This is a genomic window from Mesorhizobium sp. B3-1-7 (genome assembly GCF_006439385.1).
GTDB lineage: Bacteria > Pseudomonadota > Alphaproteobacteria > Rhizobiales > Rhizobiaceae > Mesorhizobium.
This window is the reverse complement of the sequence record NZ_VFTL01000016.1, coordinates 33614-54536: the sequence shown is the minus strand read 5'-3', so window position 1 is coordinate 54536 and position 20923 is coordinate 33614. Positions and strand designations below refer to the sequence as shown.

The 20923-nt window shown below is 64.0% G+C and carries 21 protein-coding genes and 1 tRNA gene; 6 read left to right on the top strand and 16 right to left on the bottom strand.

Annotation, left to right across the window (positions count from 1 at the left end):
* The first annotated feature begins 51 nt into the window (after positions 1-51).
* Complete coding sequence (locus FJ417_RS15055) at positions 52-903, top strand: YihY/virulence factor BrkB family protein (RefSeq protein ID WP_140645216.1); 852 nt, start codon at positions 52-54, stop codon at positions 901-903.
* A 25-nt stretch (positions 904-928) separates the two neighbouring features.
* On the opposite strand, the gene FJ417_RS15050 is transcribed toward FJ417_RS15055, so the two are convergent.
* On the bottom strand, positions 929-1816 hold the full coding sequence (locus tag FJ417_RS15050) for a DMT family transporter (RefSeq protein ID WP_140783993.1): 888 nt from the start codon (positions 1814-1816) through the stop codon (positions 929-931).
* A 153-nt stretch (positions 1817-1969) separates the two neighbouring features.
* Between FJ417_RS15050 and FJ417_RS15045 the strand changes: the two genes are divergently transcribed.
* A complete protein-coding gene (locus tag FJ417_RS15045) occupies positions 1970-2257 on the top strand; it encodes a hypothetical protein (protein WP_140658855.1) in 288 nt (95 codons plus the stop codon).
* Here FJ417_RS15045 and gluQRS read toward each other — a convergent pair.
* Positions 2254-3126: a tRNA glutamyl-Q(34) synthetase GluQRS gene (gene gluQRS / locus FJ417_RS15040; RefSeq protein WP_140783992.1), complete on the bottom strand. Its 873-nt coding sequence runs from the start codon at positions 3124-3126 to the stop codon at positions 2254-2256. The two genes, FJ417_RS15045 and gluQRS, sit on opposite strands and share 4 nt — an antisense overlap.
* Positions 3127-3217: 91 nt before the next feature.
* Between gluQRS and FJ417_RS15035 the strand changes: the two genes are divergently transcribed.
* Positions 3218-3877 (top strand): DNA-3-methyladenine glycosylase, encoded by a 660-nt coding sequence (locus tag FJ417_RS15035; RefSeq protein ID WP_140783991.1) that lies wholly within the window; start codon positions 3218-3220, stop codon positions 3875-3877.
* 110 nt (positions 3878-3987) lie between these two features.
* Positions 3988-4545: an HNH endonuclease gene (locus FJ417_RS15030; RefSeq protein WP_027167440.1), complete on the top strand. Its 558-nt coding sequence runs from the start codon at positions 3988-3990 to the stop codon at positions 4543-4545.
* 407 nt (positions 4546-4952) lie between these two features.
* On the opposite strand, the gene FJ417_RS15025 is transcribed toward FJ417_RS15030, so the two are convergent.
* Positions 4953-5471 carry a disulfide bond formation protein B gene (locus FJ417_RS15025; protein ID WP_140645221.1) on the bottom strand — a complete coding sequence of 173 codons (519 nt, stop codon included), beginning with the start codon at positions 5469-5471 and terminating at the stop codon, positions 4953-4955.
* Positions 5472-5495: 24 nt separating this feature from the next.
* Positions 5496-6083: a YqaA family protein gene (locus FJ417_RS15020; RefSeq protein WP_140658858.1), complete on the bottom strand. Its 588-nt coding sequence runs from the start codon at positions 6081-6083 to the stop codon at positions 5496-5498.
* A 272-nt stretch (positions 6084-6355) separates the two neighbouring features.
* Between FJ417_RS15020 and FJ417_RS15015 the strand changes: the two genes are divergently transcribed.
* Positions 6356-6440 (top strand) — tRNA-Leu (locus tag FJ417_RS15015).
* A gap of 238 nt (positions 6441-6678) precedes the next feature.
* Here FJ417_RS15015 and FJ417_RS15010 read toward each other — a convergent pair.
* The 12 genes from FJ417_RS15010 to FJ417_RS14955 all read right to left on the bottom strand — a co-directional run bounded on the left by FJ417_RS15010 (position 6679) and on the right by FJ417_RS14955 (position 18084).
* Positions 6679-7878, bottom strand: a complete 1200-nt coding sequence (locus FJ417_RS15010; protein ID WP_140783990.1) for an MFS transporter — start codon at positions 7876-7878, stop codon at positions 6679-6681.
* 15 nt (positions 7879-7893) lie between these two features.
* On the bottom strand, positions 7894-9282 hold the full coding sequence (locus FJ417_RS15005; RefSeq protein WP_140783989.1) for an NAD(P)-binding protein: 1389 nt from the start codon (positions 9280-9282) through the stop codon (positions 7894-7896).
* A 56-nt stretch (positions 9283-9338) separates the two neighbouring features.
* Positions 9339-9659: a metalloregulator ArsR/SmtB family transcription factor gene (locus FJ417_RS15000; protein ID WP_140658860.1), complete on the bottom strand. Its 321-nt coding sequence runs from the start codon at positions 9657-9659 to the stop codon at positions 9339-9341.
* Positions 9660-9724: 65 nt separating this feature from the next.
* On the bottom strand, positions 9725-10147 hold the full coding sequence (gene arsC, locus FJ417_RS14995; protein ID WP_140783988.1) for an arsenate reductase (glutaredoxin): 423 nt from the start codon (positions 10145-10147) through the stop codon (positions 9725-9727).
* On the bottom strand, positions 10144-10833 hold the full coding sequence (locus FJ417_RS14990; RefSeq protein WP_140783987.1) for an MIP/aquaporin family protein: 690 nt from the start codon (positions 10831-10833) through the stop codon (positions 10144-10146). The genes arsC and FJ417_RS14990 overlap by 4 nt, the downstream gene beginning before the upstream one ends.
* A 24-nt stretch (positions 10834-10857) precedes the next feature.
* Positions 10858-11190 carry a helix-turn-helix transcriptional regulator gene (locus FJ417_RS14985; RefSeq protein WP_140645227.1) on the bottom strand — a complete coding sequence of 111 codons (333 nt, stop codon included), beginning with the start codon at positions 11188-11190 and terminating at the stop codon, positions 10858-10860.
* 319 nt (positions 11191-11509) lie between these two features.
* On the bottom strand, positions 11510-12385 hold the full coding sequence (locus tag FJ417_RS14980) for an autotransporter outer membrane beta-barrel domain-containing protein (protein WP_140783986.1): 876 nt from the start codon (positions 12383-12385) through the stop codon (positions 11510-11512).
* A 123-nt stretch (positions 12386-12508) separates the two neighbouring features.
* Complete coding sequence (locus FJ417_RS14975; RefSeq protein ID WP_140783985.1) at positions 12509-13669, bottom strand: YncE family protein; 1161 nt, start codon at positions 13667-13669, stop codon at positions 12509-12511.
* 68 nt (positions 13670-13737) lie between these two features.
* Positions 13738-15018: a GNAT family N-acetyltransferase gene (locus FJ417_RS14970; RefSeq protein ID WP_140783984.1), complete on the bottom strand. Its 1281-nt coding sequence runs from the start codon at positions 15016-15018 to the stop codon at positions 13738-13740.
* Positions 15018-16421, bottom strand: coding sequence for a lipopolysaccharide biosynthesis protein (locus FJ417_RS14965; RefSeq protein ID WP_140783983.1), 1404 nt, complete (start codon positions 16419-16421; stop codon positions 15018-15020). The genes FJ417_RS14970 and FJ417_RS14965 overlap by 1 nt, the downstream gene beginning before the upstream one ends.
* Before the next feature lie 485 nt (positions 16422-16906).
* Positions 16907-17410, bottom strand: coding sequence for a hypothetical protein (locus tag FJ417_RS14960; RefSeq protein ID WP_140783982.1), 504 nt, complete (start codon positions 17408-17410; stop codon positions 16907-16909).
* A gap of 401 nt (positions 17411-17811) precedes the next feature.
* On the bottom strand, positions 17812-18084 hold the full coding sequence (locus FJ417_RS14955) for a DUF4242 domain-containing protein (RefSeq protein ID WP_140658868.1): 273 nt from the start codon (positions 18082-18084) through the stop codon (positions 17812-17814).
* A 238-nt stretch (positions 18085-18322) separates the two neighbouring features.
* Between FJ417_RS14955 and FJ417_RS14950 the strand changes: the two genes are divergently transcribed.
* A complete protein-coding gene (locus tag FJ417_RS14950) occupies positions 18323-20908 on the top strand; it encodes an AAA family ATPase (RefSeq protein WP_140783981.1) in 2586 nt (861 codons plus the stop codon).
* Positions 20909-20923: the final 15 nt, after the last annotated feature.

Genomic DNA, 20923 nt, shown 5'->3' with positions numbered 1-20923 from the left:
AATCCCTTCCCATATTCGCGGCGTCGACACAATCGAGCGGAGCGCGGGTCCTTGCTGCGGAATATCGTTGCCCTCAAGCGCGTGCTCTACGATGCGATTGGACATTTCAACACTGATGACGGCTGGGCAATGGCCAGCCATCTGGCGATCACCTCGCTGATGGCGCTGTTTCCGTTCCTGATCTTCGCCACGACGCTCGGCAGCTTCCTCGGCGCACGCGCCTTCGCCGACACGGCCGTGCATCTGGTCTTCGACACCTGGCCCGAGCAGATCGCCAAGCCGATCGCGCATGAGGTGCAGAACGTGCTCACCGTGCGGCGCACCGACCTTCTGACCTACGGCGTGCTGCTTGCGGCCTATTTCGCCTCGAACGGCATTGAGGCGCTGCGCACCTCGCTCAACCGCGCCTATCGCGTCACCGAGACGCGCGGCATCGTCCACCGCAGGGTGCAGAGCATCATCTTCGTCCTGATCGCCACCGCCTGCTTCCTCGCCATCAGCGTGCTTCTGGTGTTCGCGCCGCTGCTCGCGCGGCTGGCGGAAGCGCATCTGGAATGGATCAAGCCCTATATGGGAACGATCACCATCTGGCGTTACGTGATCGCCTCGACGGTCATCGTCATCGGGCTGTTCTCGGTGCATATCTGGCTGCCGGCCGGCAAGCGCCGCTTCGTCTCGATCATACCGGGCATCGTCTTCACGCTGGTCGCCTGGCTGGTCGGATCGACGATCTTCGCCACCTATCTCGACCATTTCTCGTCCTATGTGACGACCTATGCCGGGCTCGCCTCGATCATGATCGCGGTCGTCTTCCTCTACATCATCTCGGCGATCTTCATCCTGGGCGGCGAGCTCAACGCCGCGATCAGCCGCTATCTGGAGGCGCGCGCCAGAGTAGGTTGAAGCACGACCTCACCCAAAAGCCGTCTCACGCGTTGGCGGGAATTGTCTTAGGCCGCGCGGTTGCCAGGGCGACGCCGAGCGTGGCGACCACCATGCCGGCGATCTGCAGCAGGTTGAGCCGCTCGTTGAAAAGCACCCAGGCGATGACCGCGGTTACGGCCGGCACGAGGTAGAACAGCGAGGCGACCTTCGACATCTCGCCGTCCCTGATCATCACCATCAACAGGAATATGGCGCCGACCGACAGCACCAGGACCAGCCAAGCCATGGCGAAGATCAGCTCGCCATTGACGGTGACGGCGCGCGTCTCGAAAGCGAGCGAGCCCAGGATCATCACCGCGGAACCGCCGACATACTGCCACATCGTCGCCGACACCAGATCGCCGCCGGAGGCATAGCGCTTCTGCCAGATGGTGCCGGCGCTCATGCCGAGCACGGAGACGAGCGAAGCCGTCAGCGTCGCCGGCGTGACGCCGCCGCCAAGTGCGCCGAGCTTCGGCCAGAGCACGATGACGACGCCGAGAAGGCCGACGGCGAGGCCGGCCCAATGGCGCGGCAGGATCGCCTCGCCGAGGAATTTGCCGGCAAGCACCGCCGTGATCAGCGGCTGCAGGCCGACGATCAGCGCCGATAGACCCGCCGGCATGCCCCTGTGGATCGCCCAGAAGACGGCGCCGAGATAGACGCCATGCATGAGGACGCCGGCCACCGTTGCGTGCAGCGCCTCTTCGCGCGTCGCCTTGCGCGAGCCGAGCAGCACGGCGAGGCCGGCAAACAGGATCGCCGCTATCACGAAGCGGATGGCAAGGAAGGTAAAGGGTTCCGCCCAGGGCATGGCATAGCGCGCGCCGATGAAGCCGGTCGCCCACAGAACGACGAAGGAGGCGGGGATGAACCGCTTGATGCTCTGCATGGGGGAGGCTGCCAGGATGAACGGTTGATGACGGCAATTGCTCTAAAGCCGTTCAATCCCGCAAGCAAAACGAAACGGTTGATCCATAAGCTAAGTCGAATTCAACAAACCGTGCCAAGAGGGGCATGGCGCGTGGTCGCGCCATGGTGAGGCATGTTTTTGCATCTCGACACGACCTGGCTTCTGTTCGCCTTCGCGATCATCGCCGGCTTCGGCTTCTTCTTCGGCACGGCGCTCGACGCGATCATGAAGGAGAGCGGTTTCGGCCCGACCGGCAATACGCTGCTGTTCATCTTCGGCTTTTTCGTCGCCGTGGCGGTCGCCAACAAGCATGGCATCAGCCTGAGCGATCTCAAGCTGGCGGTTGCCTGCGGGCTGGGCGGCGCCTTTGTCTTCATCAGCGTGCTGGCGCTGATCAAGGCTGGGATGGCGCGACTTTAATCAAGTTCGAGAAGACGCCTGACGTCCCGTACCGGCACGCCCGCGTCTCGAAGCGCGGCAAGACCGGTGTCCTTGAAGCTCTTGGACAGTTTGCGGCCGTCCGGGCCAAGGATCAAGCGGTGGTGGAAATAGCGTGGCTGAGGCAGGCCGAGCAGTTCTTGCAGCAGGCGCTGCACCCCGGTCGCCGAATAGAGGTCCTGGCCGCGCACGACGTGGCTGACATCCTGCAGCGCGTCGTCGACGGCGACGGCGAGATGGTAGCTGGTCGGGATGTCGCGGCGGGCGACGATGATGTCGCCCCAATCCTGTGGTCGTGCTGCGACGGTTCGCGTCGCCGACATCGTCTCATCGGTGAACTCCGCCCATGACAGGCCGGCAGCGAAGCACGCCATCGCCGCTTCGACGTCGAGCCGCCAGGCAAAAGGCATGTTCTCGCCAATCCGCCGCTTGCGCTCCCTGGCCGGCAAGGCCTTGTCGAGCGGCGGGTAGAGCGGCACGCCGTCGGGATCGCGCGGCCAGTCGCGGCCGCCGGTCTCGGCGATGAAGGCGCGGATCTCGCCGCGGCTCATGAAAGCGGGATAGACGAGTTCCTCGGCGATCAGCCGGTCGAGCACCGCCCGGTATTCGGCGAAATGCTCGGACTGGCGGCGCACCGGCCGCTCCCAGTTCAATCCCAGCCATTCGAGGTCGCGGAAAATGCCGGCCTCGAATTGCGGCGTGCAGCGGGCGACGTCGATATCCTCGATGCGCAGCAGCAGGCGTCCGCCCGCTTGCGCCGCCATCCGCTGGTTGAGCAGAGCCGAGTAGGCGTGGCCGAGATGCAGTTCGCCATTGGGGCTCGGCGCGAAGCGGAATGTCAGGAGCGTCATCTTTCAGGCGGCATTCGGGTTGAAAGGCGCTTTTGCCAATTGGTATTTAGCTCTCCATTGCCACTTCGCGGGCGCCCTGGGAACAAGCAACGTGCAACGCATCGCCTCGCTCGAAGACATTGCGGCAGGGCTCGACGCGCTCTGCCGGATCGATCCGCGGCTGGCGACCGTGCGCGGCAAAGCGGGCGAAGTGCCGCTTCGGCTGTCGGAGCCAGGCTTTGAAAGCCTCGCCTCAATCATCGTTTCGCAGCAAGTTTCCCGCGCGAGCGCCGACGCCATCTTCGGGCGGCTGGTGAAATTGGTCGATCCGCTGACGCCGCAGGGGATCCTTGCCGCCGGTGAAGGGATTTTTCGCGAGGCCGGGCTGTCGCGGCCGAAGCAGCGCGGGCTGCTCGCCGTCGCGCAAGCCGTGGCCGGCGGGCTCGATCTCGATCACCTGTGCACGCTGGACGCCGGCGAGGCGATCGCGGCGATGACGGCCGTGCCCGGCATCGGCCCATGGACGGCCGAATGCTACCTGCTGTTTGCCGCCGGCCATCCCGACGTGTTCCCCGCGCGCGACGTCGCTTTGCAGACGGCGGTTGGCCATGCGCTCGGCATCGACCCGCGTCCGCCGGAGAAAATGCTTATCCGGCTGGCCGAATCATGGAGCCCGTGGCGGGGTGTCGCGTCGCGGCTTTTTTGGGCCTATTACCGGGAATTGAAGGGCAGGGATGCGGCGCCGCCTGTCGAAATGGCCAAAAAAGCATGAAAATCATGCGTTTTTGGCGGCTTCGGCGAGAGACAATCCGCTTCACATCCCTGTCATGTCGGGCTTACAGTATCCGCGCCGTTCGGTTCTAGAAGCAAGGAGGCGAGGACGTGACGGTTGCCGTATCTCCGGATGGGCTTCCCGCGCTGGTGCTGAATGCGGACTACCGTCCGCTCAGCTATTACCCCCTGTCGCTCTGGTCGTGGCAGGACGCCATCAAGGCCGTCTTCCTCGACCGGGTCAACATCGTCGCCGAATACGAGCACGCCGTCTCCTCGCCGACCTTCTCCATGAAGCTGCCGAGCGTGGTGAGCCTGAAAGCCTATGTGAAGCCGTCGCGGCATCCGGCCTTCACCCGCTTCAACGTCTTCCTGCGCGACCGCTTCCAGTGCCAATATTGCGGCACGCCGGAGGATTTGACGTTCGACCATGTCATCCCGCGCCATCGCGGCGGGGCGACGACCTGGGAGAATGTCGTCGCCGCCTGCTCGCCTTGCAATCTTCGCAAAGGCGGCATGATGCCGGCCCAGGCCAAGATGTGGCCGCTGCAAAAACCCTATCAGCCGACGGTACACGACCTGCACAACAACGGCCGCCTGTTCCCGCCCAACCATCTGCATGAAAGCTGGATGGATTATCTCTACTGGGATGTCGAACTCGAACCTTAGAGTTCGGCAGAAATCCGCGAGCCCGGTCGTCTGCCGCAGCTTTCTGCGCTTCCGGTGCTCACGTACCTGACAGACCGTGATTATCAGACACACCCTGATATCGGACCAACTCGGTCATCCCTACTTGTCAATGGCTTCGCGTTTAAGGACGGGCTTCCCCCACTCCGTCGCTGCTTCGCAGCGCCACCTCTCCCCCCTCCGGAGGGAGAGGAAGGGAGCCTGCTTGAAGGAGCGCTGGCTACTAGGCTCGCGCCGTTCCTCTACCCCGTCGATCGGGGGAGAGGTGGCTCGGCGAAGCCGAGACGGAGTGGGGGTCGACCTGGCTCGGACGTCGAAAGCCGCGCCATTCGACTCAGCCTGCCGAATTTTTGCTCGAACCCTGCGCCGCTGAATCCAATCAATCTCGCTCAATCCCGCGCGAGCGCGCTGCGGAAGGCGACGGCGGCGAGAATGAGGCTGGCGATGGCGTTCCAGCCGGCGAGCGACAGGCCGAGGATGCGCAGCGCCGCCTTGTCGCAGGAGGGCGGGACGAATTTGTCGAGCGCGTCGAGCACGCCCTTGCCGCCGGTGTCGACCGGGCCGGCGCCGGCGGTGCAGTCGGCCGGACCTTGCCACCACGCCCATTCGACGCCCGAATGGTAGACGCCGAGATAGAGGCCGTAGAGCATCAAAAGGCCGCCGATCGCCAGCAGGCCGCGCGTCACCCAGGCCGGCGCGCGCAGCATCGAGGCGATCACCGCCAGCACCATCAGCGGCACGCCGATATAGTAGGGGGTGCGCTGCTCGAGGCAGAGATGGCAGGGGATGTAGCCGCCGATATATTGGAAGGCCAGCGCCGAGCCGACGGTCGCCGCCATGGCGACGGCAAGAAAAAGCGCCGCGCGCGTGCGCTGGCGTCCGGTGTCGGCAATCATGGTCGCTGTCATCGATGGAGATCCGTTGTTGCGTCGCTATCCGTGGGCGTATCTGACGAGGATATAGAGCAAAATCAGGGCAGCGGCGCCGGCGCCGACAATCAATCCCAAACGCTTTTCGATGAACTCCCTGATCTCTTCGCCATAGCGGCGCAGCAGCCAGGCAAGCAGCAGGAAACGGGCGCCGCGCGCCACGATCGCCGAGACGATGAAGACCAAAAGATTGACGTGAAGCGCCCCGGCCAGAATGGTGACCACCTTGATCGGCGGCAGGTGCGCCGCGCCGGATGTGACGAGCAGCACCAGCATCAGCCCGGCGCCGGACGACTGCCATTTCTCGAACGTGGATAGGCCGCCGAAATGCTCCAGGATCGGGCGTGCTATCGTGTCGTAGGCATAGTAGCCGATCAGCCAGCCGGCTATGCCGCCCAGCACGGACGCAACAGTAGCCGTCAACGCGTAGCGATAGGCGCGTTTGGGCGCCGCCAACGCCATGGGCAGGAACAGCACGTCGGCCGGTATGAAGAACACGGAGCTTTCGACGAAGGCGATGAAGGCCAGCCACCATTCGGCGGATTTGCGCGCCGCCAGCGACAGGGTCCAGTCGTAAAGTCCGCGAAGCATCGGCTCTCCTGATTTGGTTCCGAACGGAGGAGTGGTTTTCGGGCACCGGCATGCACGAAACAAGGACCCAAAGCGCCGCAGCCGGCGTTTCCAGCCAGACGCGATAAGTTTCGTTTCTCTAGAAAGATTTTACGCGCCGCACAATGGCGGCGCCCTTACGGAACCGTAAGGCGCGGTCCGGGCGCGGCTACCACTGGTAAATCGGCAACAGGCCAGTTGACGAAAGCCCGTCCAACCGTATAGTCCGCGCCCATCCAGGCCGCCCGGCCTGAGCCCCTATGGCGGAATTGGTAGACGCGCTCGACTCAAAATCGAGTTCCGCAAGGAGTGCTGGTTCGATCCCGGCTAGGGGCACCATCCTTCGCTCTGCGAGTTGGCAGGCCATCCTTCTGCAATCTTTTCGGGTTTTGACGACTGTGGCGCAGGCCGACGACGGCCAGCCTGCGCTTGGCGGTCAGAGCGAGTGCTTGTAGCCGATCGCGATGTTGAGCTTGTCGCCGGCGAGATCGTCGTTCGCGTCGGCGTCCTTGACGATGCCGGTGTCGTGCCAAGTGTAGCCGAGAGCAACCCTGGAGTGACAGCCGGTCGCTATGCATTACTGCATCTGAACCTGCAGTGTTCGACGACGGAAGATCAGCCAGCCCAAGCTGCAGGCGAGCCCGACGTTCAGCAGCGCCAAAGCGGCGAGAGCTGCAAGGGTGCCATGAGGGCCGACTTGCTCCAACAACAACGCTCCCACGGACGGCGCTGCTGCCTGAGCGATCAAGCTGGGCATAGCGAGACGCCCCATGAGCCTCGCGTATCCCGCAGGGCCAAACAGAGCCAGCGGCAGCGTGCCCCGCGCTATCGTTTCGAGGCCGATACCAGCCCCGTAGAAGGCAAGCGCCACAGCCACAACCGGAACCCCGACCCAGAGCGCACCAATGCCGATGGCGACGAATGTCACGGACGCGAACTTGGTCCAGATGGGATGATGGTAGCGGGCGATAAACATCTCGACAGCACGCGCCGACACTTGAGCGGGGCCGACGAGTGCCCCGAGCCCAACGGCGGCGGCGAGCGCCATGCCGCCGGCCTGCAAGATGGTGAGCAGATGAACTGACACCGTCGACGAAATGACCGCCGCCAACGTCAGCGTGGCAGCCAGGAGAACCATGATCGGAACCGAGGTCGCCGCAGAAGGGACCGCAGTCTGTGTCTTTCCCGGCCGGTCCGGGACGCTCGGCGGAGGCACCCCACGCGGCAGCATTGCGAGATAGAGGGGGAGGGCGAACAACAACTGTACTGCGGCATAGACGAGGCAGGTGCCGCGCCAGCCCGTCTCGCCAATCAGGAAGGCCGAGATCGGCCAACAGATGGTGCTGGCGAACCCGCCGAACAACGAGAGGGTTGTGATAGCGGAGCGCGCGCCGTGCCCATAGAGCCGCCCGAGGGTGCCGAAGGCGGCGTCGTACAAGCCTGCCCCCATGCCAAGTCCCACAACGACCCATGCCGCGATATAGGCGACGAGGTTCGGGGCGGCCGCAAGCCCGATCTGGCCGACGCCGATCGAGCACGCGCTGAACGCAAGCACGTTTCGGCCGCCGTGCCGTTCAATGGATGAGCCGACATGAGGCGAGATCAAGCCGGCGACGAGCAAGCCGAGCGACAATCCGCCAACGACCCAAGTCAGCGGCCAGCCAGTGTCGGCGGCTACCTTCTGTGCGATGACCGCCGGCAAGTAGTAGGTGGACCCCCAAGCCATGATCTGGGTCAGTCCAAGGACGGTTATGATCGTTCGCCGACTGCGCTCCATCGCGGTTTGTTTCGTTCAAGCCGCTGCGTTGCAACCGCAGCCGCTCTTGCCAGCGGCTTTCGCTTCAGCGTCGGCGACACAACAGGCGTCAGCCTCGGAAGGAGCTGGGCCACCACAACACCCGCCACCCGTCGCGCGTATGGTTGAGGGAGGGACGGTGCAGACGCCTGTTTCGGGTAGCACCAGTTGCACGGCATCCGCAGCCGCCATCTCGCCAGCGAGGGCTGCCGCGACCGACCGTACCTGTTCATACCCGGTCAGCAGCAAGAAGGTCGGAGCGCGGCCGTAGCTCTTGACGCCGACAGTGTAGAAGTCGGGCTCGGGATGGCTCAGTTCGCGATGGCCGTGCGGGGGAACGTCGCCGCAGGAGTGCTCGTTGGGGTCGATCAGAGGCCCCAGCGCCTTGACGCTCTCAAGCCACGGGTCAAGGTCCAGCCTAAGTTCACGCGTGAGCGAGAGATCGGGCCGCTGGCCGGTCGCGGCGATGATACGGTCAACAGGCCCCAGCACTTGTAAGCCGTCCCGCGTTTGACCTTCAACGGTCAGGCGGCCATTTGAGCCGCGGATGGCCAGCGTTGCGAAGCCGGTGACCATCGTTGTGCCGCCACTTTCCACCAGCTCGCGAGCATCGGCACCCAGCTCGCCACGAGCGGGAAGCTGGTCGGCCTCTCCACCACCGTAGATGCGAACAAGATCGGTACTGCGTGTCACCCAGAGAGAAGCGGTGCCCGGCTCGTCAGCAGCCAGTCTATCGAGTTCCAGCAGAGCGTTGGCGGCCGAAAGGCCGGAGCCAGCAACCAGCGTCGTGCGACCGGCATAGAGGTTGCGGTCGCGGCCGAGAATGTCGGGGATGCCGTAAGCGATCTTGTCAGCGAACTCCGCTTCACCCTCCGCCGTGATACCACCGCCCCCAAGCGGGTTTGGCGTCTGCCATGTCCCGGACGCATCAACGACGGCGCGCGCGCGGTCGCGCCTGATCCCGTCGGCGGTCTTCACGACCAACATGAAGGGCCTTGCCTGTCGATCCTTGCTCAATACCTTGTCCGCACCCCAGCGGGAGATGCCGACCACGTTGGCGTTGGTTTCGATAGACGTTGAGAGTTCAGGCAGCCTTGCGAGCGGTTCAAGGTAGTGCGCAATCAGCTCGTCAGCGGTTGGGAACGCCTCAGGATCGGGCATCGTCCAGCCATTGCGCTCAAGAAGCCTTACCGCCGTCCGATCCACACAGTAGCGCCAAGGCGTGAACACCCGAACATGACCCCAGTCGCGGAGATTGGTGGCGACTTCCGCGCCGGCCTCGTAGAGCTTCACGGGGAGCCCACGCTGAACAAGCTGAACTGCAGCCGCCAAGCCGACCGGGCCGGCTCCGATGACGGCAACAGGGAGATCGTCATGGTCATTCATCGGCATTGTTTCCATCCTTCTGGGATCATCGAAATACGAAACAAAAAAATAATGCGCTATGCCGCTGCTTCGCCATCGACGGCACCGCAAGCGGCGTCAGCGCAGCACTCGTCAGCCAAGAAGCCGATCAGCTCCCTCATGATAGGGTAGTTGGCCCGACAGATCAGGGTCGTTGCCTGCCGCTCCTGCGTCACGAGGCCGGTCAGAATGAGGCGATGCAGATGGTGGGACAGCGTCGAGGCCGCGATGCCAAGGCTGTCCTGCAAGTACCCCACGGGCCGGCCTGCTTCGCCGGCTCTGACCAGCGTGCGATAGAGCTTGAGCCGTGTCGGGTTGCCGATGGCTTCGAGCTGTTTTGCTGCTTGTTCGAGTTTCATGGAAATAACACTGCACCCGCCGCCAGCACAGGTCAATACCTATTTCGACAAAGATCGAAATATGATCAAACGACCCGTTTACCGGTCGCGTCGATAACGACCTCGCCGTCTTCCTTGGTGAAGGGGCCGATGTCGGGATTGGGCAAAATCGGGAGGACCGCCTCAGAGGGTCGCGCAAGGACCGCGCCCAGCGGGGTCACCACGATTGGGCGGTTGATCAGGATCGGATGGTTAAGCATGGCGTCGATCAGATCGTCGTCTGACCACTTCGGGTCCGCGAGCCCAAGCTCCTCATAGGGCGTTCCCTTCTCCCGAAGCAGCGCACGGGTAGTGATCCCCATGGCTGCGATCAGCTCAACCAGCTTTGCACGTGAGGGAGGCGTCTTGAGGTATTCGATGATCTCGGGCTCTTCGCCGCTCTGCCTGATCATGGCCAGCGTGTTTCGCGAGGTGCCGCACTGGGGATTGTGATAGATCGTGATGGTCATTCGGCGGGTTCCTCATTGGTGATGGCCTGGGGTTCCGCAAGCAGCCAGCCAGCGAGCGCCATTGCCACCAGAGCCCCGGCAAGCTGCGCTGCGATGAAGGCCGGGACATCGAGCGGCCGGATACCCGCGAAGGTATTGGAGAGGGCGCGGGCCACGGCCACGGCCGGGTTTGCGAACGATGTCGAGGCAGTGAACCAGTAGGCGGCCACGATGTAGAGGCCAACCAGCCACGGGATGGCATCAGAGCGAAAGCGGAGACCGGCAAGGATGGTGAAGACGAGGCCGAAGGTCGCAACCGCCTCAGCGATCCACAGACCAGACCCCGAGCGCACCGTGGTCGAGAGACTGAAGAGCGGCATGTCAAACATGGCATGAGCCGTCAGTGTGCCGAGTATGCCTCCCGCGAGCTGGGCTGCCACGTAGGTCAGGGCCACATCGCGGGCCATTTGGTGCCTCAGGCTGAACACGAGCGTGACCGCTGGGTTGAAATGCGCACCGGAAATCGGGCCGAGGATGGTGATCAACACGATCAGTATCGCGCCGGTCGGCAAGGTGTTGCAGAGCAAGGCGAGCGCCACATCATGGGTCAGCCGGTCGGCCATGATCCCGGAACCGACCACGGTGGCGACCAGCATCGCAGTTCCAAGTCCTTCGGTAGCGAGCCGTCGCGGCAGGTCAGCTGACACGGTGCCGAGCCTCCATTGAGATCGTTAGCACTTACAGGTCACCGCCTGGATGACCGGCCGGCAAAGCTCCGGGGCGCCCCTGCAGCAGTCTTCCATCAGGTAGGCCAGCAGATCGCGAAAGGCGTTCATGTCGACGACATACCGGATGATCCGCCCCTCCCGTTCGGCGCGAACAAGCCCGGCGCGGTCGAGGACCTTCAGATGCGCAGACATGGTGTTCTGCACCGTTCCAAGCTGCGATGCGATCTCGCCGGCTGGAACGCCTTCGGCACCCGCTTGCACGAGCAGCCGGAACGTCTCTAACCTTGTGTCCTGACCAAGCGCGGCCAGCGCCAGCAGAGCAGTAGTCTTGTCCATACATCCATCCATCCGGATTTGTGGATGTGTAGGTGGGCAGCATGACGGTTGGATGACAGGCTGATGGGGGTCGGAATATTTTGGCAAGATTTGCGCGCCCAATCCGATTATCAGCACGCGCCACGTTCCCCCTGCCGGGTCTCCGGCCTATTAGGAGCGCATCGCGGTCTTGGGACTTTCTGGAGGTGGCCTCAGAGCCGCAAGAGCTGCATTGCGGGCGTGGGGCGCAGGCCGACGACGGCCAGCCTGCGCCTTTGTTGTTTTCACGCAATTCCGGACGAAAAACCGCTACACACTTTTCCTGGAATTGCTCTAGCGATCAGAGCGAGTGCTTGTAGCCGATCGCGATGTTGAGCTTGTCGCCGGCGAGATCGTCGTAAGGTGCCGACGTCGTATCGGCCTTTTTCCACGAATAGCCGAGGTTGGCATAGACCGCATTGGTAGAGTCGATGTTGTAGGTCACGCCTGTGGCCAGCTTCGGCGTTTCCCAGGTGGTGTTGAAGGCGTTGCGGTAGCGGAAGTTAAAGACATTCCACGTCCATTGCTTGGACAGTTTCCAATCTCCGGCGAGATACAAGGCGTAGTAGGGTATCTGCGCATTTGCGTCGGCGTCCTTGACGATGCCGGTGTCATGCCAAGTGTAGCCGAGGGCAACGCTGGGAGTGAGGGTGAAGGCGTCCGTCAGCTTGATCTTGTAGCCGAGACTCGCCTCGCCGTAATATTGTGTCTTTCCACCGGTCTTGAAGGTCGGCTGGATGAATATCCCGCCGACGAAATTGTCGGCGAAATTGTGCGAGACGCTGAACTTGAAGTAGGTGTCGGCGAGCGATCGCGCTTTGTTGCTGCCATTGTCGATGGCGTAGAACTCGGGACTTCCCTCAATCCCCAGAGTCCAGGTCGGTGCTGCCGGCGGGGGTGCTTCGACAAGGTCGGCGGCGAAGCTGGATGATGCCATGGACAGTGAGATGCCCAGTGGCGCGATAATGGCACGAAAAAGCATGGTCTTTCCTCGATGTAGGAAGTGGCGGGAGATGTGCCGGCGATGCGGCGAGGAACCGCTAGGCGCGCCGGATTTCAGTTGTGTGACGATGTGCCATTTGTGCAGACACAAGGACATCACGAAGTTGGGATCGTCGGATTGCCCGCCTTGGTCAGCTCGATGGGTTCGACGAAACAGTCGCCATTTCGACGCCATGTCGGCGGCATTCCTGGCCAGGCATCCCGCAGGAGCTCGTCCGGCCCGGCGGGCTCACCAGCAATCTCATGCCGATCGGGCATCGGCGCAGCCCGGCCTGAACTGCTGTGTTGGAGCTGGCTGCTACCGCATATTCCCCGTGTGTCCCTGCGAGTAGCGCCCCGGCTGTGGCCACACCGTCAGCCCATGCGGCTCGACGCCGACGCGTATTTTCGTCACGCCGCCGCTGGTGGTGTCGATCATATAGACGTCGCTGTCGAAGCGGCCGGAGAGCCATAATTGCTTGCCGTCGGCGCTGACATTGCCCATGTCGGGGCTGCCGCCGCCCGGGATCGGCCATTGCGCGACCACGGCGCGGGTGGCGAAGTCGATCACCGTCACGCTGCCCGGGCCGTTGGCCTTGCCCTGTTCCATCTTGTGCGAGCCGCGGTTCGAGACATAAAGGCGCTTGCCGTCGCGGCTGACGACGAAGCCATGCGTGCCGATGCCGGTGGGGATGAAGCCGATTTCGCGAAAACTGTCGCCGTCGATCAGGAACACGCCATCATTCATCATGTCGGCGACGTAGAAAACCTTGCCGTCGGGCGAGAGGCGGATGTCCTGCGGCATGCCCATCTTGGAGAGGTCGAGGTGGCCGAGCACCTTCTGGTTCTTCAGATCGATCTTGGCCAGGCCGCCATCGCCATATTCGCAAGTGAAGATCGCGTAGGAGCTGTCGACCGAGAAATCGGCATGGTTGATGCCGGGGCAGGTCGGCGTCGGCAGGCTCGATTTCAGCGCCATGGTGTGCGGGTCGCGGAAATCGAGCCGCTTCATCGCCTCGTCGACGACGATTGCCGCGCTGCCGTCTGGCATGAAGTAGAGATTATAGGGGTCGTCGACCGGGATCTGCTGGCCGGGCTTGGCCGTCATCGGGTCGATCGGCGTCAGGCTGCCGTTCCTGCCGGTGCCGTTGTTGGCGACCCAAAGCGTCTTGAGGTCCCAGGACGGCACGACGTGCTGCGGCTTGCTGCCGACCGGGAACCGGCCGACTTCCTTCAGGGTGACGGTGTCGATCACCGAGACGCTGTTGGAGGAGCGGTTCGGCACATAGACACGCGGCAGTGCGCCGGCCGTAGCGGGGCTCAGATGGCCGGCCGCGGTCTGGCTGTAGATGCTGACCGGGGGAGGCAGCGGATCGGAGCAATCCTCCGGGCAGGTATCGGCCCAGGCCCGGGCAGGCATGAGCGCAGTCAGCAGCACGGCCGCACGGAAACTGGTGTGACACAAACGACTTCTGATCATCTGGATGGTTTCGTGTAGGCCGGCCCGAGTTCGCCGCGCGGACCCATAGCTTGTGTCCCGCCGTTGATCTAGCGCCTTTTCAAAAGGCTCCGCATGCGGTTGCGCAGGATGCGCGCCATGTTGCGGGTCTCACGGTAGAGATGCAGTTGCGAGGCCGCCTGACGTGCCAGCCGGTCGGCATCCGGCGTCAGCCCGACCACCAGCGTGCCCATCGGCTTGCGCTCGCTCCACAGCCGGCTCATCACCGGGTGGTCCGGAACCGCGCAGGAATCGGTCATGACGATGTTGGGATCGTCGAGATGCTGCTTGGTCACCTCGATCATCAGCAGCGTGCCCGGCGAATAGGCGGAAAGCGCCTCGTCATAGGCCGTCTTCCAGGTGTAGGCGACGCCGGCCTCGACGAAGACGACCAGGCAGGCGACGGTGCGGCCGTCGAGCGTCAGCAGATGGATGCGGCACATGTCCTGCTCGGCCAGCCTATGCACGGCTTCGCGGGCGAAGGCGGCGCGGTAACGGTCGATCGCCATCGCGGTGCGCTCGCGGCCTTTCCAGCCGGCCGCTTCAAGCGTCAGGAAGCTCTCGATGGCATGGCGTATCTCGTCCTGCCCGCGTGCCACGATGTGCTCGAGCTTGCCGAGGTCGGCGAGACGCCGCTTCAGGCGGCGGAACTCGCGATAGTGGTGCGCGCGCAGCGAGGCCTTGAGGTAATCCTCGCCGTCGGCATCGCTTTCCAGCACCGGCCGCTCGACCTTGCCGGTGGTCACCATGGTCAGGCCGCGGCTGTCGGCAAAGGAGGTCATGAGGCTCGCCACCGGGCCGTCGAGCCTCATGTCTGGCAGCACGAAGACCTTGGGCAGCTTGAGATGCGGCCGCGACAGCATCGAGAAGAAATCCTCGATGACGCCGACCGGATCGTCGCGGTCGACCAGCGGCGTGCCGAGCGGGCCGAACGGGCTCGACCATGTGCGCATCACGGGGACGCCGAGCGGGATCGCCGGCCGCTCGACCGAGAATGGCACCAGAAGCCGCAGCCGGTTGCGGTATTCGTCGCCGTCGCGGATGACGGCAAGCCGCACCTCGCGGTCTTCCAGCCGGGGCATCGCCGGGGCCAGGAAGCGCGGGTTGAAGAAGACGTTCGGCTCGATCGTGCGGGCGCTGAGATAGTCGAGTTCCTCGACAAGGTCGAAGCCGGCCGAGGCCGGGTAGATGGCGAGCTTGCGCTCCGGCCGGTTGCTGGCGAAGAGCTCGATATGGGCGGGGTCGACCTCGCGCGCCAGGCCGGCAAGGTTGGAGACCATGGCGCCGGCGGTGCCGCCGCTGGTCTCCTCGAGCAACGGGACGGCGGCCATCAGGCGACTTCCTTGTTTGCGGGCACGAAGATCGCCATCACGATGCCGAGCTTGCGCCAGACGGTGAAGGAGAGCGCACTGGCCTCGAAGACCATGGCGAGACTGGTGGCGATTGCCGCGCCCCAGAGGCCGAACAGCGGGATCAACAGCACGTTGAGGCCGATGTTCAGGGCAAGCGTCATGGCATAGACGGCGGCGCAGATGTTCTGGTTGCCGCTCATGGTGAGCAGGCTTTCGCAGGGGCCGACGGCGGCGCGCGCCACGACGCCCAGCACAAGCAGGAAGAGCAGCGGGTAGCCGGCGGTGAATTCGGGACCGAATAGCATCAGCATCGGCTCGCCCAGCGCCAGCACCATGAGCGCCATCAGCAACGAGGGCCAGAAGGTCCAGGACACGGTCTCGCGAGCGAAGGCGGCGAGCTTGTCCGGTTCGCCATGGGTGAACTGCGCGTAGCGCTGGGCAACGCCGGCCTTGACCGCGAAATAGACGAAATGCACCAGCGCCAGCGTCTTCACCGTGGCGAAATAGACGGCGACATCGTTGGGGTTCATATAGGCGCCGACCATCAGCACGTCGGCATTGGTGAGCAGGAAGAAGAAGCTCTCGACCAGGAAGATCGGCAGCGAAACGAGGATCCACTGGCCGAAATGCACCGCCATCGGCCCGGCCGGTATCTTTTTCTCCATGCGCGAGGTGACGGCCATCAGCTGGCCGAGTGTCGTGACATAGGTGGCGGCGATCGAGGCGAAGATCGCGGTCTTGGCGTCGGGCACGTAGTGCAGGCCAAGCATCAGCGCCATGAACGCCAGGATCAGCACCGGCCGCACCAGATAGGTGGGAGACAGCGCCAGCAGCGCCCAGGAATTGGCGCGCGCCAGCCCCTGAAGAAGATCGCCGAGCGCGATCATCGGCAGGCAGATGACGCCGAGGATGAAGGGGATGACGTAGTAGTTCTCGATCCAGTCCGAGGCGAGCCACACGCCAAGGGCGCCGAGGCCCGCGATCAGCGTCGAGGCGACGAGCACGAACAGGCGGCTGGCGAGCACGATGCCGCGCAGTTCGGCCAGCATGCCGCGCTCGCGATATTCGGGAATGAAACGGATGACCGAGGTGTGAAAGCCGAGGCAGGCGAGGTTGCCGACGATGACCATCGTCACCCAGACCAGCACCGAGATGCCGTATTCGAACGAGCCCATCCAGCGTGCCATCAGCACCTGGCTGACGAAGGCGATGAAGGCGCTGATGATACGGATGGAAAAGGCGATCAGCGACATGCGCCCGGCTTCGCCGCGTTCGTCGGCGGTGAACAGCACGGCGTCGATGCGGCCAAGCAACGGACGCATGCGCAGCGCCCAGCGCTGCGGCAGGAACCGCCCGGCAGTCGTCGCCGCGGAAAAGCGCACCCAGAACTCTCCGTTTTCCGCCTCTTTCCAGCGTTCCGGTCTATCCGAAACACCTTAAGAAAGGGTGGGTGGGGGAGCTTCCTTCTCCCCGTTCACGAGAAGAAGGTGCCGGCAGGCGGATGAGGGGCAGCGCGGGCTTTTGGAAATTTGCGCCGAAGTGCGCAAGCCGTAGAAAGCTAAAAAGCTGCGCGGGCATGATAGCAAATAAGTAGACATCTCGTACGGGAATTCGCGCTGAATTTTCCCGTGGCGGAACAAGATTTTTGGGAATATCTGGGAGGTCATTCTCGAATTAAGGGTGACGGAATGACCTTTCTCCAGATTGCCTACGCCATGACTGCGGTCTCGTATCTTGTTGCCGTTTTGGCACTAATTTCAGGTCACTAGCTGCGAAACGCGGCCAATCGCAATCGCCGGCGCTGCCCCTCATCCGGCCCTTCGGGCTACCTTCTCCCCGTGAAACGGGGAGAAGGCAAGGGCGCTGCTTACATCCCCTTCATCGCATCGCACGACACGTTCGGGTTCATGTCGGCGAAGGCGCCGGTGGGGTTCTGTTTCCAAGCCCAGACATGCAGCTCGTAGAACGGGCCGAGGCCGTAGCGGTTGGGGGCGCTGTTGAAGTTGAACAGCTGGCCTTCGAGCGAGGCCGGACCCTTCGAAGTGATATATTCGACGGCGACCAGCTTCAGCGTGCCGTCGGCCATCGGCTCGTACATGACCGCCTCCGGCTTGGCGACGTCGACGGCGTCGTCCTTGAGGTAGGTCGCATTGACGTAGTGGATGCCCATGGCGCCGCCGGTGATGCCGCTGGCGCAAGGGATCGGCGCATAGCCTTCTGCGGTCGCTGCCGCGACGTTCTCGAAGCGGCTGTTGGTCGCGCGCACCTTTTCGGCAAGCGGATTGACTGTCTCGGCGTGGGCGGCGCTTGCCGCCATGACGGCCAGGGCCGATGCGCCGATGAAATATCTGGTCAGGCTGGGGATGCTCATTGTTCTCTCTCCAATTCCGTTAAGAGCGCGCAAGGGCAGGACCGGTCTTTTTCAAGGCCGGGCCTGTGACGCTTGGCGCGCGTGTCATTCGAAGGGCGAGACCGCGAGGTCCCGCCAGGGCCGCTGTGGAACATCAGTGATGCCACCAATATTCCCAGTATTCGCGCGGCAATTCCCGCTCACGGAGACCGATGTCGCGCCTCAAATGGTGGTCCTGCGGGAGAGGCCGGCGGCGCCTGTTTCGCACAGGCGAAAACAGTGCCGACACGAGCCGCCGCATGAAGCCGCGCCGCGGTGCGAGAGTATCCGCCGCGGCGGATACTCCCTCGCTGTCCGGCATGACAACAGGTCCGCCATCGACAAGGACGATCGTCTCATCGTTTTGTCGTTCATCTGCCCGATCAGCGATAAAAGTAGGGGTCAAGGACCCGCACCTCCGTGATCTTGTCGACGGGAAGCGCGTTCTTCTGCGCGGTGCTGCGGATCGCCTCCGGCGAGGGCGCGTCATAGATGCAGAAGCTCTTCGACTTGTCCGGCGAGACGAAGGATTGCACCCAGGTTACGCCTTTCTCGGCGTTGCGGGCGATGACGCCGCCCATCGCGGTCGCGCCGGCGTCGTTCATCGGCACATGAAGCCCATCGGGAAAGGTACGTTCAATCAGGTAACGAGGCACGATAGGGGTTCCTTTCGTTGGTGAGTTGCGCTCGGTTCAAGCGCGACCCAGCAGAAATCACCTTCGCGGAAGGCGCGCATCGGCACCTTTCCCCATATTTGACGGGACGATTCCCTATCTTTGGAGCGTTCTATGTGGAAGCAGGCACTGGAATGTGTGGAAGGTCACATTTCCACAGCTTCGTACCGACTATCCAGCGGCATCCGCCGCGCCAACAATCCCATTCGCGAGAGTGACGATGCTTCTGGAAAGACAGACGCAACTGAACCAACTGGAGGCCGTGCTGGCCGGCACCGTGCGAGGCCACGGCCGCGTCGTGGCGCTGTCCGGCGAAGCCGGCGCCGGCAAGACGACGCTGGTCGAGGCGTTCACGGAGCGGATAACGGCAGGCGTGAAGCTGTTGCGCGGTGCCTGCGAAGACCTCTCGATTCCCGACCCGCTCGGCGCGCTCTACGATCTTGCGCGCGAGGCGGGATGGGAGTTGCCGCAGGCGATCGATGCCCGTCAGGGGCAAAGGCTGCCGTTCTTTTCCGACGCGCTCGACGTTTTCGAGACGAAGGGTCCAAGCGTCCTGGTCATCGAGGATCTGCACTGGGCGGATGATGCGACGCTCGATTTCGTGCGCTTCCTGGGCCGGCGTATCGCGAGCACCCACATCCTGCTTCTGATCACGGCGCGCACCGACCGCAGCGAGGGGCAGATGCGGGTGCGCCGGGCGCTCGGCGAAATCCCGGCCGGCAACGTCCATCGTATCGAGGTCCCTTTGCTCAGCGAGACGGCCGTCCTGTCGCTCGCCGAGGCCGCCGGCCGCGACGGCGGCGCCATCTACCGCGCCACGGCAGGCAATGCCTTCTTTGTGACGGAGTTGCTGGCCGGCGAGAAAGACGGCCTGCTGCCGGTCAGCGTGCGCGACGCGGTGCTCGCGCGCGCCGAGCAGCTCTCCTCCGGCGCCCGCTCGATGCTCGATGCGGTCTCGGTGTTCCCGCGCCGCGCCGACGCCTGGGCGCTCAGCGGCCTTTGCGGAATTGCCGCCGCCGGCCAGCTTGCCGAATGCGTCGCCAACGGCCTGCTCGAGGATTTCGGCGACGGCTATGCCTTCCGCCACGAGATCGCCCGCACGGCGATCGAGATGGCGCTGACGCCCAGCAAGAGACGGGAGTACAACGAGCGCGCCTTGGCAGCGTTGCGGGAAAATCCGCAAGTCGCCACCGCAAGGCTGGTGCATCATGCCGTGGAGGCGCAAAGCCTGGACGTGGTGCGCGAGCTGGCGCCGGTCGCCGCGCGCGAGGCTTCCCGGGTCGGCGCCCATCGCGATGCGGCGGGTTACTACGAGGTCGCCCTGCGCTACGCGGATATTCTGCCGATCGAGAAGCGGGCGGAGCTTTATGAAGGCCATGCCTTCGAGTGCCACCTGATCGGCCGCATCGACGCGGCGATGGAAGCGCAGGACCGGGCGCGCCAGCTGCGCCAGGCGCTGGGCGATCGGCTCAAGGAAGGCGACAGCCTCAGGTGCCTGTCGCGCTTTGCCTATCTGCTCGGCGATCGCGAGGCAGCGGACCGTTTCGGCGAGCAGGCCGTGGAGCTTCTGGAGACCGCGCCCGACAGCGCCGAGCTGGCGATGGCCTACTCGAACCTCTCGCAACTGGCGATGCTGGCCGAGCGGCTCGAGGACACGCTTTCGCTTGGCGGCAAGGCGGCCGAACTGGCGGAGCGGCTCAACCGGGCGGACATTGTCTGTCATGCGCTGAACAATGTCGGCGCCGCCGGACAATGGCTGGATTTTGCCAAAGGGCGGCGCGATCTCGCTCGCAGCCTTGGGATTGCACTGTCGGGCAACTTCCAGGAGCATGCGGCGCGCGCCTTCACGAACTGCGCCTGCGTCGAGATGAATAGCCTCAACTTCAAGGAGGCGGCGTCGTTCCTGGATCGCGGCATTGGCTATTGCGTCGAGAACGATCTCGCGACATGGCGCGATTACATGCGCGGTGTGCAGGCGCAGCTTTTGCTTCGGCGCGGCTTTTGGGACGACGCCGCGACAATGGCGCATGAGGTTGTCGACGACGACGCAACGACGCCGCTGGTGCGCTATCCGTCGCTGGTGGCTCTGGCGAGGCTGCGCATCCGCCGCGGCGACCCGTCGGCCGAGCCGATCGTCGAAGAGATGAGGCGGTTCCTGGACAAGGGCATGGAGCTGCAGCGCCTGGTGGCGTTTGCCGAGGTGCTGGCTGAGTTGGCCTGGCTTGGACAAGCCGACAGGCAGGAAGCCTTGCGCCTGATCGCGGTTGCCGAAAGCCTTGCGCCGACGCCGGCCGTGTTCGGCGAACTTGCCACCTGGCGGGAGCTGTTGTCGCCCGGATCCGAACCCGGCGACACGGACGGCATGGCGGAGCCGCACCGCCTTCAACTGACCGGCGACTGGCGCGCCGCCGCAGCGCTATGGGCCGAAATGGGGGCGCCTTTCGAACAGGCAATGGCCTTGCTGCGCGGCGACGAAGCGGCGCAGCGCGAAGCGCTTGCCATTTTTGAGGACCTTGGCGCGAGGGCGGTCGCGCAGCACGTCCGCGGCCTTATGCGGGAAAGCGGCGTCAGCCACATCGCGAGAGGACCGCGACAGGCGACGCGCGCCAACCATGCCGGCCTCACGCAGCGCCAGATGGAGGTGCTGCAGCTGATCGAACGCGGCTTTTCCAACAAGAAGATCGCCGCGCATCTGACCATCTCGCCAAAGACGGTCGATCATCACGTGTCGGCGGTGCTGGACAAGCTGGAGGCCGTCTCGCGCGGCGAGGCGACGGCGGCCGCGCGCGATTCGGGATTGATCTAAACTTGATTGTACCGC